The 15,807-nt window shown below is 70.3% G+C and carries 14 protein-coding genes and 1 pseudogene; 10 read left to right on the top strand and 5 right to left on the bottom strand.

Features of this window, described 5'->3' with window-relative positions; genetic code table 11:
• The 3 genes from CCR97_RS26025 to CCR97_RS26015 all read left to right on the top strand — a co-directional run.
• Positions 1-1,891: penicillin-binding transpeptidase domain-containing protein (locus CCR97_RS26025; RefSeq protein ID WP_274611558.1), on the top strand; the 1,891-nt coding region annotated here is incomplete at its 5' end.
• A gap of 18 nt (positions 1,892-1,909) precedes the next feature.
• Positions 1,910-2,977 carry a hypothetical protein gene (locus tag CCR97_RS26020; protein ID WP_201160014.1) on the top strand — a complete coding sequence of 356 codons (1,068 nt, stop codon included), beginning with the start codon at positions 1,910-1,912 and terminating at the stop codon, positions 2,975-2,977.
• A gap of 217 nt (positions 2,978-3,194) precedes the next feature.
• Positions 3,195-4,172, top strand: a complete 978-nt coding sequence (locus CCR97_RS26015; RefSeq protein WP_111359871.1) for a S1C family serine protease — start codon at positions 3,195-3,197, stop codon at positions 4,170-4,172.
• Between the two features lie 151 nt (positions 4,173-4,323).
• Here CCR97_RS26015 and CCR97_RS26010 read toward each other — a convergent pair whose 3' ends face one another.
• Complete coding sequence (locus CCR97_RS26010) at positions 4,324-6,156, bottom strand: M3 family oligoendopeptidase (protein ID WP_111360129.1); 1,833 nt, start codon at positions 6,154-6,156, stop codon at positions 4,324-4,326.
• A 490-nt stretch (positions 6,157-6,646) separates the two neighbouring features.
• Between CCR97_RS26010 and fldA the strand changes: the two genes are divergently transcribed.
• The 4 genes from fldA to CCR97_RS25990 all read left to right on the top strand — a co-directional run bounded on the left by fldA (position 6,647) and on the right by CCR97_RS25990 (position 9,097).
• Positions 6,647-7,132, top strand: coding sequence for a flavodoxin FldA (gene fldA, locus CCR97_RS26005; protein ID WP_111360128.1), 486 nt, complete (start codon positions 6,647-6,649; stop codon positions 7,130-7,132).
• The gene (locus tag CCR97_RS26000; protein ID WP_201160013.1) at positions 7,111-7,554 is read left to right on the top strand and encodes a DUF2023 family protein; all 444 of its coding nucleotides are present in this window, start codon (positions 7,111-7,113) and stop codon (positions 7,552-7,554) included. Before fldA ends, CCR97_RS26000 begins: the two co-directional genes overlap by 22 nt.
• 156 nt (positions 7,555-7,710) lie before the next feature.
• Positions 7,711-8,211 (top strand): retropepsin-like aspartic protease family protein, encoded by a 501-nt coding sequence (locus tag CCR97_RS25995; RefSeq protein WP_111358715.1) that lies wholly within the window; start codon positions 7,711-7,713, stop codon positions 8,209-8,211.
• A 148-nt stretch (positions 8,212-8,359) separates the two neighbouring features.
• Positions 8,360-9,097 (top strand): GntR family transcriptional regulator, encoded by a 738-nt coding sequence (locus CCR97_RS25990; protein ID WP_111358710.1) that lies wholly within the window; start codon positions 8,360-8,362, stop codon positions 9,095-9,097.
• Here the strand turns inward: CCR97_RS25990 and CCR97_RS25985 are convergent.
• The 4 genes from CCR97_RS25985 to CCR97_RS25970 form a co-directional block, all read right to left on the bottom strand.
• Positions 9,050-9,802, bottom strand: coding sequence for a sulfite exporter TauE/SafE family protein (locus tag CCR97_RS25985; protein WP_244670671.1), 753 nt, complete (start codon positions 9,800-9,802; stop codon positions 9,050-9,052). The genes CCR97_RS25990 and CCR97_RS25985 overlap by 48 nt on opposite strands.
• Positions 9,803-9,985: 183 nt before the next feature.
• On the bottom strand, positions 9,986-10,873 hold the full coding sequence (locus CCR97_RS25980; RefSeq protein WP_111358711.1) for an ABC transporter permease: 888 nt from the start codon (positions 10,871-10,873) through the stop codon (positions 9,986-9,988).
• Positions 10,863-11,645 (bottom strand): ABC transporter ATP-binding protein, encoded by a 783-nt coding sequence (locus CCR97_RS25975; RefSeq protein WP_111358712.1) that lies wholly within the window; start codon positions 11,643-11,645, stop codon positions 10,863-10,865. The genes CCR97_RS25980 and CCR97_RS25975 overlap by 11 nt, the downstream gene beginning before the upstream one ends.
• A 20-nt stretch (positions 11,646-11,665) precedes the next feature.
• Positions 11,666-12,673, bottom strand: a complete 1,008-nt coding sequence (locus CCR97_RS25970; protein ID WP_244670670.1) for an ABC transporter substrate-binding protein — start codon at positions 12,671-12,673, stop codon at positions 11,666-11,668.
• Positions 12,674-12,867: 194 nt separating this feature from the next.
• Here CCR97_RS25970 and CCR97_RS25965 point away from each other — a divergent pair, with 194 nt between their 5' ends.
• The 3 genes and pseudogenes from CCR97_RS25965 to CCR97_RS25955 form a co-directional block, all read left to right on the top strand.
• A complete protein-coding gene (locus tag CCR97_RS25965; protein WP_111358713.1) occupies positions 12,868-13,578 on the top strand; it encodes a cysteine hydrolase family protein in 711 nt (236 codons plus the stop codon).
• A 116-nt stretch (positions 13,579-13,694) separates the two neighbouring features.
• On the top strand, positions 13,695-15,356 hold the full coding sequence (gene pgm, locus CCR97_RS25960) for a phosphoglucomutase (alpha-D-glucose-1,6-bisphosphate-dependent) (protein ID WP_111358714.1): 1,662 nt from the start codon (positions 13,695-13,697) through the stop codon (positions 15,354-15,356).
• A gap of 210 nt (positions 15,357-15,566) precedes the next feature.
• Positions 15,567-15,807 (top strand): annotated as a pseudogene (locus tag CCR97_RS25955) (phosphomannomutase/phosphoglucomutase); the annotation flags it as partial.

Genomic DNA, 15,807 nt, shown 5'->3' with positions numbered 1-15,807 from the left:
CCAGAAGCTCCAGGCGGCGCGGGCCGCCGCCGACACCACGGCGGCCGCGACGACCGTGCCGACGCCCGCCCCGCCGGCCGCGACGACGCCGGAGCCCGCGGCCGAGCCCGCTCCGCCGCCCCAGCAGGCGCGCGGCAAGAAGGCCAAGGCCAAGCCGGCCGCCAAGCCCACCGCGCCCGCACAGACTGCTTCGCCGGCGCCGCCCGCGCCCGCCGTGCCCTGGCTGGAGGCGCTCAAGAACGCCCGCATGCCGCTCTACGACGTGCACTGGAGCCCCGCCGTGGTGGTGCAGACCGGTCCCGAGATCCGGGTCGGCCTGACCGACGGCCGCGTGCTGCCGCTGTCGAACGTGACGGCGCAGGCGCGCCGGGCGCTTTCGCTCCACGACGTCGTCTACGTGAAGGCGAGCGACGGCAAGAAGGGCGCCCGCGCCGATCTGCGCATCCGCCCGACCGTGCAGGGCGCCGCCCTGGTGCTGGAGAACAAGACCGGCCGCATCCTCGCGATGGCGGGCGGCTTCTCCTATCCGCTCAGCCAGATCAACCGCACGACGCAGACCAGCCGCCAGCCCGGCTCGGCGTTCAAGCCGTTCACCTATCTGGCGGCGCTCCACAAGGGCCTGCAGCCCAACACGCTGGTGCGCGACGAGCCGATCACCCTGCCGCCGATCGGCGGCACCTCGGCGGCGACCCGCGAGCGCGACTACTGGACGCCGAAGAACTACTCGGGCGGCGGCTCCGGCATCCTGACGCTGCGGCTCGGCCTCGAATACTCCAAGAACCTCGTCACCGCGCAGCTGCTCGACGGCGGCATCTCGTCCGACCCGAGCCAGAGCCTCGCCAAGGTCTGCGAGCTGGCGCTCGAGGCGCAGGTCTATCGCGACTGCGTCGGCTACTACCCGTTCGTGCTCGGCGCCCAGCCGGTGCGGCTCATCGACCTCGCCGCCTTCTACGCCGCGGTGGCGAACGAAGGCCAACGGCCGGAGCCCTACGCGGTCGAGGAGGTCGAGGAGCAGGGCAAGACCGTCTACCGCCACAAGGGCGAGCTGCGCACGCTCGCCGGCGGCGACCGCGCCGCCTTCGTCCAGCTCGAGAGCATGCTGCAGGGCGTTCTTTCACGCGGCACCGCGCGAGCTTACGCGAGCCTATCTCCCTATGTGGCCGGCAAGACCGGCACCAGCGACGACGAGAACGACGCCTGGTTCGTCGGCTTCTCCAACGACGTCACGATCGCCGTGTGGGTCGGCTACGACAACGCCGACGGCAAGCGCCGCACGCTCGGCTCCGGCCAGACCGGCGGCTCGGTGGCGGTGCCGATCTTCGCCGCCATCATGGACCAGGTGTGGGCCAAGGTCGCCAAGAAGACGCCGCTCGCCCCGCCCTCGCGCGAGGCGCAGAAGAGCCTGATCGCGTTGCCGATCGACCTGCGCAGCGGCACCCGCCTGCCGCAGAGCACGGCCGGCGCCTTCAGCGAGTGGTTCCGGGTCGACCGCTCCGGCGAGGTCGCCGACACCCAGCACCAGATGGTGTCGTCCTACGACGTCGCGAGCCAGGGCTATCGCGATCCCTACGACGGCGAGCTCTACGGCTACGGCACCGGCGGCAGCCCCTATGGCGGCGGCTACGGCGGCGGCGGTTGGGGCGGGGGCGGCGGCTTCTTCCAGGGCTTCCCGTTCGGCTGGCAACAGCAGAACCCCTACCAGCGTCCGCAGCCCTATGGCACGCCGTACGGCTCGCCCTACGGCCAGGGCGTGCGGCCGCCGGCGCAGGTGCCGGGCGGGCTGTTCGGCCAGCTCGGCCGCAGCGCCGAACCGCGCTACTATGGCCGCGACTATCCGGCCCAGCGGGTCGACCCGCAGTACCCCTACGCCGACCGCGACAGGTATTGGTGAGTGGTGAGAAGCGATCCCGTGAGCACCTCGATGACGGCGAAGCGTCTCGTTCCGGCGCGCCCTCTCGTTCCGACCCTGGCGGCGGCCGCGCTCTGCCTCGCGGTCGGGGGGGCCGCGGCGGCCGGCTTCCGCCTCCAGGAGGTGCCGGACATCGCCAAGGTCGCGCCGGGCTCGCTGCCGGCCGGCACCATCGCCTTCACGGACCACCGCGACGACAGCCTGGTCGACCCGAAGACCGGGCTGATCCGCTTCTCCGACTGGGCCAAAGCCCGGCCGCAGCAGAAGCGCCTGCTCGCGCTCTATCCGGCCTACGAGGAGCCGAGCGTCACGGCGACCGTCAACGGCGTCAGCAAGACGTTCAAGCGCAAGCTGCACATGTATGTCGCCGAGGCGAAGCTCGAGCTCGCCCGGCCGCCGGCCAGCGTCGACCTGACCCGGTTCGTCACGCTGCCGACACTGGAGAAGATGGACCCGGCCATCAAGCATCGGCTGATCGGCCCGGACGCCGTGGTGCCCAACAAGGACGCGCGGCTGTCCGCCCACAACCCCGACCGCCGCTGGTGCGAGAGCCCGACCACGACGATCTGCGTCCAGTCGCGCTACCAGTTCGAGGGCAAGCTGCCGGCCGCCATCATGCTGCTCAACAAGCTGCGCGACTCCGGCAAGCAGATCGCCGACCACCTGGAGTTCCAGAGCGAGGTGCGGATCGTCCCGCCGGCCGACATCGACCAGGCCGCCGTGGCGGCGCTGACCGGCGTCGACACGCCGGTCGCGGCGGCGCTCGAGCAGACCATCGTGCACGTCAACCAGGTGATGCAGTTCGGCAAGGTCCTGGCCGTGCTGCAGCCGAGCCCGGCCGACCCGAACCGCACCATCGCCTCGATGTTCGTGGCACTCGCCGTCGAGAGCGACCTGTTCGAGAAGCGCAAGGAGCTCGAAGGCGTCCCGGTGCTGCGCAACATGGTCCCGGCCCAGGTGCTCGCCGGCAACTCTTCGTTCAACACCGGCACGTCGATCAGCGCCGGGCTGCCGAGCTACTCGCGCAACCGCATCGAGGCGATCGCCACGGCGCTCGCCGCGCGCTGACGCGCCGCGCCGTCCCGCGCCGGATCGCGGTGCACCGGATGGTCGTGCCGAGAGTCGTCGTGCCGACGGTCGTCCGGCCGACCGGACGCGACGATCGCGCATGGCGATCCGCGCGCCCGCTTATTGTCCTCTCTGTCCGGGCTCTCTAAATCTGGCGCGGGAGCGCCTCGCCGGGCGCGCCCGGCGATGCCTTCGGCATCGCTCAGGGGAGATGCCGATGCCGTCCTCCGGGGACTGGAAGATTCCGCCGGCCGCACAGCCGAAGGCGGAGGGCTACAAGTTCGATCTCGACCAGGCGCTGTCCGCCGTCGTGTCGCTGCGCGCCGAGGTGCCGGCCGACGCCACCACGGCCGAGACGCTCGGCACCGAGCGGGCCGGCCACGGCGTCGTCATCGGCGACCGCGGCCTCGTGCTCACCATCGGCTACCTGATCACCGAAGCCGAGGCGGTGTGGCTGCGCACCATCGACGGCCGCGTGGTGCCGGGCCATCCGCTCGCCTTCGATCACGAGACCGGCTTCGGACTGGTCCAGGCGCTCGGCCGGCTCGATCTGCCGGTGCTGCCGCTCGGCAAATCGGCCGACCTGCTGGTCGGCGAGCACGCGATCCTGGCCGCCGCCGGCGGCCGCCACCGCGCCGTCGCGGCCCGCATCGTCGCCCGCCAGGAGTTCGCCGGCTACTGGGAGTACGTGCTCGACGACGCCATCTTCACGGCGCCGGCGCATCCCAACTGGGGCGGCACCGGGCTGATCAACGCGGCCGGCGAGCTGGTCGGCATCGGCTCGCTGCATCTGGAGCAGCGGCGCGACCCGGACACCGTGTTCCACGTCAACATGATCGTGCCGATCGACCTGCTCACCCCCGTGCTCGACGACCTGCTCCGCCACGGCCGGCCGAACCGGCCGGCGCGACCGTGGCTCGGCGTCTACGTCACCGAGCTGGAGGACAAGCTGGTGGTCGTCGGGGTGGCGAAGGACAGCCCGGCGCAGCGGGCCGACCTGCGCGCCGGCGACGTGTTGCTCTCGGTCGCCGACGACTCGGTCGACACGCTCGCGGCGCTGTTCAAGCGCATCTGGTCGCTCGGGGCCGCCGGCGTCGAGGTGCCGATCACGGTCCAGCGCGACGGCCGCATGCTGGCCCTGCGCGTCACCTCGGGCGACCGCCAGCGCTTCCTGCGGATGCCGCGGATGCATTGAAGCCCGGTCATCCCGGGGCGCGAACCGCAGGTTCGCGAGCCCGGGATCCATAGCCCCGGTGCTGATGGCTCACGATGTACAGGGCGTATGGGTCCCGGGCGCGGCGCCGAAGCGCCGCCCCGGGACGACGAACTCTCTGCGTCGACCCGCCCTACTTCCCCTCCATCGCCTCCAGCTCGTCGATCATGCTGGCGATCAGGCCGAGGCCGCCCTGCCAGAAGCCGGGGTCGCGGGCATCGAGGCCGAACGGCGCGAGCAGCTCGGCATGCGGCTTGGTGCCGCCGGCCGCCAGCATGTCGAGATAGCGCTCGGCGAAGCCCTCGTGGGCGTTCTCGTAGACGGCGTAGAGGGCGTTCACCAGGCAGTCGCCGAACGCGTAGGCGTAGACGTAGAACGGCGCGTGGACGAAGTGGCCGATATAGGCCCAGAAGGTCTCGTAGCCGGGCTTCAGCTCGATCGCCGGGCCGAGGCTCTCGGACTGCACCTTCATCCAGATCTCGCCGATGCGGTCGGCGGTCAGCTCGCCCTCGCGGCGCTCGGTGTGGATGTCGCGCTCGAACGTGTAGAACGCGATCTGCCGCACCACCGTGTTGAGCATGTCCTCGACCTTGCCGGCCAGCATGGCGCGGCGGCGCTTCTTGTCCGTGATGGCATCGAGCAGCTTGCGGAAGGTGAGCATCTCGCCGAACACGCTCGCCGTCTCGGCGAGCGTCAGCGGGGTCGGCGCCATCAGCGGGCCGTTCTTCGCCGCGAGCACCTGATGCACGCCGTGGCCGAGCTCGTGGGCGAGCGTCATCACGTCGCGCGTCTTGCCCTGATAGTTGAGGAGCACATAGGGGTGCGCCGACGGCACGGTCGGATGCGCGAAGGCGCCCGGCGCCTTGCCGGGCCGCGTCGGCGCATCGATCCAGCGATCGGTGAAGAAGCGCCCGGCGATCTCGGCCATGCGCGGCGAGAACTGGCCGTAGGCCGACAGCACGGCATCCTTCGCCTCGTCCCAGGGAATCGTCGGCGTCGCCACCTTGGGCAGCGGCGCGTTGCGGTCCCAGTGGGCGAGGCGCTCCTTCTTGAACCACTTCGCCTTCAGGGCGTAGTAGCGGTGCGACAGCCGCGGATAGTTTTCCCGCACGGCAGCGACCAGCGCCTCCACCACCTCGCGCTCGACCCGATTGGCGAGATGCCGCGAGTCGGCGATGTCCGCGAACCCGCGCCAGCGGTCGGAGATCTCCTTGTCCTTGGCGAGCGTGTTGGTGATCAGCGTGAAGGTGCGCAGGTTCTTGCCGAACGTCTCGGCCAGCGCCTCGGCGGCCTTGCGGCGCACCGTCTCGCTCGGGTTCTGCAGGAGCGTCAGCGTCGGCTCGAGCGGCAGCGCCTTGCCCTGCACGGAGAAGCGCAGCCCCGCGATGGTCTCGTCGAACAGCCGGTTCCAGGCCGCGTAGCCGGTCACCGACTTCTCGTGGAAGAGCTGCTCGACCCGGTCCTCGAGCTGATACGGCTTCTCCTTGCGCACATCCGTGATGAACGGCCGGTAGTGGCCGAGCGCCGGGTCCTGCATGGCGGTCTCGAGCAGCGCGTCGTCGATGCGGTTCAGCTCGAGCGCGAAGAACAGGAGATGCGACGAGGCGGCCGTGATCTGGTCCTGGACGTCGCCGTAGAACTTGGCCCGCACCGGATCCGTGGTGTCGCCGGCATGGACGAGGCTCGCATAGGAGATCAGGCGGCCGAGCAGGTCGTCGAGGCCTTCGAGCTGCTTGATCGCGTCGGCGAGCGCCTTCCCGGCGTCGGGCTGGGCGGCGAGCGTCGCAAGCCGGCCCTTGAACGCCTCCTCGAAGGCGACGCAGCCGGTGCGGGCGCGATCGAGGTCGCGCTTCACCTCGGCCGAGTCGATGCCGGGATAGAGGTCGGCGAGGTTCCACTCGGGCAGTGCCCCGAGGTCGACCGCGCTCGGAGCGGCCGGGGTCTTCGTCACAGTCGTCGCGGTCATTGCGGCAGCGGTCCTTCCAAGTCCGGGCGCCGGGCTCGCCCGCGAGACCCGGTGCGGTCGCCATCGTAGGGGGCGCGGCGCGACGAGGCAAAGCATGGCGGCCTCCTCGGGCCGACCTGCGGCCATTTGCGCGTCCCGCCCCGACGGGCGGCGCGTCGATCTTCGGACAATCCCAACAGGATTGTTCACTTTCGAAACGATCAAAATCCGGAGCGGTTCGAGACAGGCCCGATCGTCGCGCCCCATCAAAGCGTTGCTAAAATCGCGAACGTCTTCTTTATACGACATCGAAAGAAAACTAATCTCTCTTCCAACACTGTCATTTCTCTAATCTACTGCATCGATACGCAATTCTTGTTTACGCGAGGCAAAGTCGCGCGCTAGCGTCCGGCCGTACTCCGGTACGTGCACGCCCCGCCGCCGATCATGGCTCGGCCGGGGCCCTGTTGTCCGACCCCCGTCGAAGGCCCGACCCCATGAGTGTGGGACCATGAGCGTGAACGTGATTTACGGATCGGACGCCGGCGCCACGCGCGCGGTCGCCTCGCGCATCGCCAAGCGTGTCCAGGGCAAGGCGATCGACGTCGCCCAGGCGACCACGGCGGATTTCGAGACCTGCAGCCTCCTCATCCTCGGCTCGCCGACCTACGGGGCGGGCGACCTGCAGACCGACTGGGAGTTCGGCGGGCTCGACAAGCTCGCCGCCGCGAACCTGGCCGGCAAGAAGGTCGCCCTGTTCGGCACCGGCGACCAGGCGAGCTATCCCGACAGCTTCGTCGACGCGATGGGCCTGCTCTACGACCAGGTGGTCGCCAAAGGGGCGATCGTGGTCGGCTTCACCGCGACGGCCGGCTACGACTACACGGCCTCGAAGGCCGAACGGGACGGCAAGTTCGTCGGGCTGGCGCTCGACGAGGACGGTGAATCGTCGAAATCCGACAAGAGGATCACGGCATGGATCAGCCAGCTTCTCTGAGCGCCACGCTCGGCATCTTCCGCCATCACCTCTACGAGCTGTCGAAGGGGATGCGGCCCCTGGTGCTGATGACGGTCAATGCCGAGGCGGTGACGCCGATCGTCGAGCGGCTGGTGGCGTCGGGCGTCGCCCATCACGTCCACGCGGCCTGCCGGTCGCGCTTCAACGTGGTGTTCGGCCGCCCGGCCGCCGTCACGGCGGTCAAGCGGTTCATGTCCGGGCCGCTGTGCGACCTCTCGGCCGAACACGACTTCATGCTGGGCATCCTGCTCGGCTACGACGCCGAGCAGCAGTGCCTGCGCTACGTCGCCCGCGCCGAGGCGGCCGGCCGCGCCGACGCCCCGGCGCGCCGGGACGCCGCCGCGACGGCGGCCGAGACCGCCCGTGCCCTGGCCGAGGCATCCCAGGCCGTGAGGCACTGAAGCGGGCCGGGTTGTTCGAGAAGGCCGATCGGTAAGATCGTCGGACCGACGGCAACCCGCCGTTTGCCATCGCGCCAGACGCCGCGGCGACGTTAGTCCACCGATCACCGCGGCGTGCTTCAGTCGGTCCCGGACATCTTCCGGGGTTCGCCGCCGATGCGCAGCATCATCGTCTTCGCGCTCCTGGCGCTGGCGCTCGCCGCCACGGTGCCGAAGCTCTATCTCGACGCCACCGCCAATCCGGCCCCGGCCGCGCCGACGAAAGCCGCCGCTCCGCCGGACTCCGGCGGCGGGACCCTGACGCTCCTGAAGGACGCGCGCGGCCACTTCCAGACCACCGCCTATCTGGACGGCGTCCGCCTCTCGTTCCTGGTCGATACCGGCGCCTCGGTGATCGCCCTCAAGGCGAGCGACGCCGCCCGGCTCGGCGTGCGGCCGCGGGCCGCCGAGTTCACGGCCCGGGTGTCGACCGCCAACGGCACCGTGATGGCGGCGCCGACCCGGATCGGCCGGGTCGATGTCGGCGGCATCGTGGTCCACGACGTCGCCGCCCTGGTGCTGCCCGACGGCGCCCTGTCGGAGAACCTGCTCGGCATGTCGTACCTGTCGCGGGTGCGCTTCGAGCACCGCCACGGCCGGCTGACGATCGAGAGATAGGCGAGGCACCGCCTCGCCCGTGATGCGGCGCGGCACGCGCCCGGCACGGCCCCGGCCCGAGCCGGCGGAATTGTAGACAATGAACGAGCTGTGCTCGACCGGACCGGCCGTCCGGGCGTAGTCTCGCAAGACGATGCGAGAGACAGCCATGGCCAGAGACAATCGGACGGGCGGCAAGCGGCTCGGCGAGCAGCATGATTCGCTCCACAACCTGATCTACCAGGAGATCAGGAGCGCGATCGTGGACGGCCGGCTGAAACCCGGCGAGCGTCTGGTCGAGGAGCGGCTCGCCGAGGAGTACGGCGTCTCGCGCAATCCGATCCGCGAGGCGATCCGGGCGCTGAACGCGGACGGGCTCGTCGACGTGTCGAGCCGGCGCGGCGCCCAGGTCGCCGATCTGGCGCCCGAGAAGGTCCGCGAGATCATCGAAATCCGCGCTCTGCTCGAGTCGCACAATGCGCGGCTCGCCGCCCGCAACCGGAACCCGGTGACGCTGAAGAACGCCGAGGCGATCCTGGCGCGCGGCCGATCGGCCCTGACGAGCGGCCGGCGGCGGGGCCTGCGCGAGCTGAACGAGCAGTTCCACCGCGCCCTGGCCGAGGCCGGCCGCAACAAGTTGCTGTTCGAGCTTTTGGATTCGCTGCGGGCCCGCAGCGCCCTGCTGTTCTCGCCCGACGACCCCGACCGCCAGGCGGTGAGCTGGCAGGAGCACGCCGGCATCCTGCAGGCGATCGTCGACGGCGACGAGGAGCTCGCCGCGAAGCTCGCCATGGCTCACGTGCTGGGGGCCGGGGAGACGCAGCTGCAGGCGGCCGGGGCGGCCGGCCCCGCCCCCGGATCAGCCGACGAGCTGGCGGACAAGAAGCAGGAGCGCCGCGAGAGCTGAGAGGCCGAGCACGGCGAGCCGGACCGTCCGGCCCGGCAGTCTCCGGGTCAGCGGGGTGGAAAGCCAGAAGCCGAGCCACAGCGGCGCGATCAGCCACGTGCCGAGCACCACGTCGTGCACGCCGAACCGGCCCGTGAACGAGAGCGCCACGATCGAGGTGAGCGAGCCGAGGAACAGGAAGCCGCCGAGCGAGGCCCGCAGCGTCGGCTTCGGGGCGTTCTGGTACATCAGCGCGATCGGCGGGGTGCCGACCGACGTGATGGTCCCCATGAAGCCGGACAGGCAGCCGGCGCCGAACATGGTGGCGGGCGAGATCCGCGGCTCGAACCGCGCGAGGCTGATGGCGACGCCGGCCAGGATCAGCAGCGCGAACATGATCGAGATCTCGCGCACCGGCAGGATGCTCATCGCGAGCGCCGCGGCGATCGAGGCCGGCACCCGGCCCAGCATGGCGAAGCCGATTCCCTTGGTGTCGAGGCCGGAGCGCTCGCGCCGGACCGCCAGCACGGCGATGACCAGACCGAGGAACAGCATCGGACCCGGCACCAGCTCCGGATCGATGATCGCCAGGATGGGAGCGGCGAACACGCCGAAGCCGACGCCGCTCACCCCCTGCATGCAGGCGCCGACCAGGACCAGCACGCTGGCGACCCCCCAGCGGGCGACGAGATCGGACAACATCGGATCGGCGAGGAGGGTGGCCATTTTCGTCTACTGTATACAATTTTCGGAGACCTGGAAAGGCCGATGCTTCGGGCGGGATGGGGCGGCGGCGAACCGCCGCCCAGGCGTGACAGGAGGCCGAGGCCGGGACGCAGGCCGGCGTCGGCCGGCGCTCATTCGTTTCGGTTCCGGCCTCGGCCGGCGCTCTCGGTTTCGTCTCCGGCGTCAGCCGGCGCTCGCGCGCTTCGCCGGCCGGGTGATCCGGAACTCGGCCCACTGGATCAGCGCGTAGATCGCCAGCGACATGAAGCCGAGAATGACGATCGCGGCCATCACCATGTCCATCCGGAAGATCTGGCTGCCGTAGACGATCAGATAGCCGAGCCCCGCCTTCGAGGCCTGGAACTCGCCGACGATGACGCCGACCAGCGACAGGCCGGCATTCGCCTTCAGGGTCGCGATGAAGGTGTGGACATTGCTCGGCAGCACGACCTTGGCGAGGATCTGCCCGCGCGTCGCCCCGAAGGTCCGGGCCAGCTTGATCTTGTTCGGATCGGACTGCCGGAAGCCCGTGTACAGCATCAGGATGGTGATGAAGAGCGCCACCGCGACGGCGACCGCGTAGATCGAGCCTTCGGCCCCGAGCCAGATGTAGAAGATCGGCACCAGGGCGATCTTCGGCAGCGCGTTGAGAACCACCAGGAAGGGGTCGAGCACCCGTTCCAGCCGCGGCGACAGCCACAGCAGCACCGCCACCGCGGTGCCGAGCACCATCGCGAGCAGGAAGCTGACCACCACCTCGACCAGCGTGACGACGATGTGCTGGCCGAGCTCGCCGCCCTGCACCATCTGCACGAACGCCGTCCAGATGGCGCTCGGGTAGCTGGTCAGCATCGGATTGACCCAATGCAGGCGCGGCGCGATCTCCCAGCCGGCCAGGACGACGAGGACGAGCCCGATCTGGGCCGCGACGATCAGCAGCTTCTCGCGCCGGCGGGCGGCGAGCCAGTCGAGATACTGGCGGCTGTGCGGGACGGCCGTCCGCGCCGCCGACGCGTCGGCTGGTGCGGTCGACGGTAGCGCGGCTGCGGCGATCGACGTGTCACTCGACATGGACCTCAAGCTCCTCCCAGACGGTGTTGAAATAGGACGGGAACTCGGCGGCGTCGCGGGCCGCGAAGCTGCCCGGGCGGCCGCCGGCGTGGCTCGGGAAGGCGATCGGATGGATCGACTTGATCCGGCCGGGCCGTCGGCTCAGCACGATCACCCGGTCGGCCATCGCGATCGCCTCCGGGATGTCGTGGGTGACCAGGATGGCGGTCTTGTCCTCGGTGCGGATGATGCCGCCGATCTCGTCGGCGATCGACAGCCGGGTCTGGAAGTCGAGCGCCGAGAACGGCTCGTCGAGCAGCAGGATGTCGGGCCGCAGGCACATGGTGCGGGCGAGCGCCGCGCGCTGGCGCATGCCGCCGGAGAGCTCCGACGGCTTGCTGTCGAGGAAGTCGCCGAGGCCGTAGCGCTTGAGCAGCCGCTCGGCCCGCACCCGCGCCTCGAACATGTCGTGACGGCGGATCTCCGGCCCGAGGACGCAGTTCTCGGCGATGGTCCGCCACTCGAACAGGCTGTCCTGCTGCAGCATGAAGCCGACCTGCGGCGACGGGCCGGCGACCGGCACGCCGTCGATCAGCACCTCGCCTTCGGTCGGCCGGATGAGGCCGGCCAGCAGGGACAGGAGCGTGCTCTTTCCGCACCCCGACTGGCCGACGATGCTGACGAACTCGCCCTGCGCGACCGTGAAACTGATGTCGTGCAGGGCTTGCGTCTCCCCCTTCGGCGTGAAGTAGCGCAGGCCGACGTTGCGGAACTCGATCTTCGGGCTGATCATCGCGTGCTCCGGTGGACGGCTCACTTCGCCGCCGTCGCGAAGGCAGGATCGACGATCTTCTCGTAGGCGACCTTCTCGCCGGCGCCGAGAACGCCGGAGGCGATCAGCAGATCCTGCATCGCCGCGATGGCCTCGGGCGCGACGAGCGGCGTGGTCTTCCAGACGCCGGCGTCGCGGTGGCGGACGACGGAGGCGGCGAGCTCGTCGGCGGAGACGCCGGGGAAGTACGGCGCGAGCACCTTGGCGGCCTCCTGCGGGTCGGCCGTCTGCAGCCAGCGCTCGGCCTTGGCGATCGCGTCGGTGAAGCCCTGGATCACCTTCGGGTTGGCCTTGATATAGCTCTCGCGGGCGGCGAACACCGTGTAGTCGATCTTGCCGGCGGCCGCCCCGACATTGGCGAGCGCCCGCCCCTTGCCGGAGGCCTCGATCTTGGTGACGTCGGGCTCGAAGAAGGTCCCGTAGTCCGCCGTGCCGGCCATGAAGGCGCCGAGACGCGCCGGGATGGCGACGTTGGTGATGATGGTCACGTCCTTGTCCGGGTCGAGCCCGTTGTCCTTGAGGACCTTGTCGAGAAAGATCGCCGGCGAGGAGCCCTTGCGCCATCCCAGGATGGTCTTGCCCTTGAGCGACGACCAGGCGAAGCCGCTCTGCGCCTCGCGGCCCACCAGGAACGAGCCGTCGGTCGCGGTCAGGCCGGCGAAGATGCGGATTTTCTCCGGCGACTGGCCGTTCTGGATGTACACGGCGGTCTCGGGGCCGGTCAGCACGACGTCGGCGGCGCCGGACAGCAGCGCGGCCGTCGCCTTGTCGCTGCCCTGCGCGGCGACGAGGTCGAAATCGATCCCCTGCTGCTTGAAGTAGCCCTGCCCGTGGGCGACGTAGAGGGGCGAGTAGAAGAGCGAGTGGATCACCTCCATGAACTTGATCTTCTGCACCGGCTCGGCCGCGGCGGCCGGCGGTGCGACCACGGCTGCGACGCCGATTGCGACGGCGCAGAGCACGCCCGAGATGATCTTGCGACAGCCCATCGTGAATGCCTCCTGGCTCGAATGCGCCCGCGGCGGCGCCCCGCTTCCCGCCATGCAACCGACATGCCAGGATTGCCCACGGTAGATTGTCTGCTGTATACAATGGACGAACGCGCCGCGGTCCGGCCGGATCCCGGCGCGACCGGGCGGGAGCGCCGAAAAGGCGGCCACCGCTGCACAAATGGAGAGCAGTCATGCACCCCTTCGAGATGCCCGACTGGGCGGTCGAGCGTGTTCGGGCCCGCCAGGGCTGCGCGCTGGCGCATCGCGACGTCGCGCCCGAGCGGACCGCGCTGGTCGTCGTCGACATGCAGAACCACTTCATGGCGCCGGGCGCCGGCGGGGAGACGCCGCCCGCCCGCGCCATCGTCCCGGCCGTGAACCGGCTGGCGCGGGCGTTGCGCGACGCCGGCGGGCTCGTCGTATGGATCCGCACCCTCTTCACCGAGGGCGCCCTGCACACGATTCCGCACTTCCATCGCACGCTGCTCACGCCGGATCGCTTCGACGCCCGCGCGGCGGCGCTCGCCGAGCATGCGCCCGGCTCGGCGCTGTGGTCGGAGCTCGACGTCCGCGACGGCGACCTCGTCGTCGGCAAGACGCGCTACAGCGCCTTCATCCAAGGCGCCTCCGATCTCGACGGCATCCTGCGGGCCCGCCGCATCGAGGCCGTGCTGGTCGCCGGCACGATGACCAATGCGTGCTGCGAATCGACGGCGCGCGACGCCATGATGCTGAACTACCGCACCACCATGGTGCACGACGCCAATGCCAGCCTGCGGGACGACGAGCACGCCGCCGCGCTGATCAACTTCTATCTCTTCTTCGGCGACGTGACCGACGTGGCCGAGCTGGAGGCCCGCTGGGCCGGGACGGCGACGGCTGCGGCGACGGCGACCGGCTGACGCCCGGGCGGCGCAGCCGGAGTCGCGTTCCGAAACGGCGTGCCAAACCGGGCGGGGCGCAGTAGATTGGCCGGCATTTCCGCCGGACCCCGTCCGCGCCCACCAGGGACCACCCGATGACGATTTCGCCCCTCGCCGGCAAGCGTCCGCCCGCGGAGCTGCTGGTCGACCTCGACCGCCTCGACCGCGCCTATTACGAGCGCACCCCGGACGTCTCCGACGCGACCCAGAAGGTCGCCTTCGGCACCTCGGGCCACCGCGGCACGTCGCTCGCGTCCTCGTTCAACGAGGCCCACATCCTCGCGATCTCGCAGGCGATCTGCGAGTACCGGGCGGCGCAGGGAATCGACGGCCCGCTGTTCATGGGCAAGGACTCGCACGCGCTCTCCGGCCCGGCCCAGCGGAGCGCCCTCGAGGTCCTGGCCGCGAACGGCGTCACGGCCGTCATCCAGCGGGGCGACGGCTACACGCCGACCCCGGTGATCTCGCGCGCCATCCTGGCCTACAACCGCGGCCGCAAGGGCCATCTCGCCGACGGCATCGTGATCACGCCGTCGCACAATCCGCCCGAGGACGGCGGCTTCAAGTACAATCCGCCGCACGGCGGCCCGGCCGACACCGACGCGACCAAGTGGATCGAGAACCGCGCCAACGCGCTCCTGCGCGACGGCAATCGCGACGTGAGGCGCGTGTCCTACGAGCGCGCGCTGGCCGCCGACACGACCCGGCAGGACGACTTCGTCCATTCCTACGTGAACGACCTCGAGGCGGTCGTCGACATGGCGGCCATCAAGGCGGCCGGACTGAAGCTCGCGGTCGATCCGCTCGGCGGCGCCGGGCTCGCCTATTGGGAGCCGATCAACGCCCGCTACGGGCTCGACATCGACATCGTCAACAAGGCCATCGACTTCCGCTTCGCCTTCATGACGGTCGATCACGATGGCAAGATCCGCATGGACTGCTCGAGCCCGCACGCGATGGCGAGCCTGGTCGGCCTGAAGGACAAGTACCGGGTCGCCTTCGGCAACGACACCGACGCCGACCGCCACGGCATCGTGGTGCCGGGCGTCGGCCTGATGAACCCGAACCACTATCTCGCCGTCGCGATCCAGTATCTGCTCACCCATCGCGCGGACTGGCCGGCGACCTCGGCCGTCGGCAAGACGCTGGTGTCGTCGAGCATGATCGACCGGGTGGTCGCGAGCCTCGGCCGCAAGCTCTCGGAGGTGCCGGTCGGCTTCAAGTGGTTCGTGCCGGGCCTCGTCGACGGCTCGTGCTGCTTCGGCGGCGAGGAGAGCGCCGGCGCGAGCTTCCTGCGCCGCGACGGCACGACCTGGACGACCGACAAGGACGGCCTGATCATGGATCTGCTCGCCGCCGAGATCACGGCCGTGACCGGCAAGGATCCGGGCGAGCACTACCAGGCGCTGACGCAGCAGTTCGGCGCCCCCCACTACACCCGCATCGACGCGGCGGCGACACCCGACGAGAAGGCGCGGCTCGGCAAGCTTTCGCCCGCCGCCGTGACGGCGAGCGAACTCGCCGGCGATCCGATCACGGCAAAGCTCACCAACGCGCCCGGCAACGGCGCGGCGATCGGCGGCCTCAAGGTGACGACCGACGCCGGCTGGTTCGCGGCGCGCCCCTCCGGCACCGAGAACATCTACAAGATCTACGCCGAGAGCTTCCGCAACGCCGTCCACCTGAACGCCATCGTGTCGGAGGCGAAGGCGATCGTCTCCGCCGCGCTCGCCGGCGAGAGCACGGCGGCGGCGTGATTCAATTCACCTCTCCCCGCTTGCGGGGAGAGGTCGGACCGCGAAGCGGTCCGGGTGAGGGGGCGCTTCCGCGAATCGCAGAGTCTCTGCTGCGTCGAGACGCCCCCTCACCCGTCTCGCCGCATTGCGGCGAGACACCCTCTCCCCGCGCGCGGGGAGAGGGACGACCGCCACCGCATCCTTGTTCGACTTCTCACGCCATAGGTCCCCATGTTCCCCGTCCCGCGGCCTGCCCTGTCGCCGAACACCTACGATTACGAGTCGCTGCCGCTGGTGAAGCCGACCGGCTTCCGCGAGTACGACGCGCGCTGGCTGTTCGAGCGCGAGATCAACCTGATGGGCGTGCAGGCGCTGGGCATGGGGCTCGGCACGCTGATCCGCCGCGCCGGCGTGAAGCCGGACATCGTGACGGGTCACGACTTCCGCAGTTACTCGGCCTCGATCAAGACGG

Source organism: Rhodoplanes elegans, assembly GCF_016653355.1.
Lineage (GTDB): Bacteria > Pseudomonadota > Alphaproteobacteria > Rhizobiales > Xanthobacteraceae > Rhodoplanes > Rhodoplanes elegans.
Note: the sequence above shows the minus strand (reverse complement) of the source record. Positions and strands in the feature narration are given on the sequence as shown.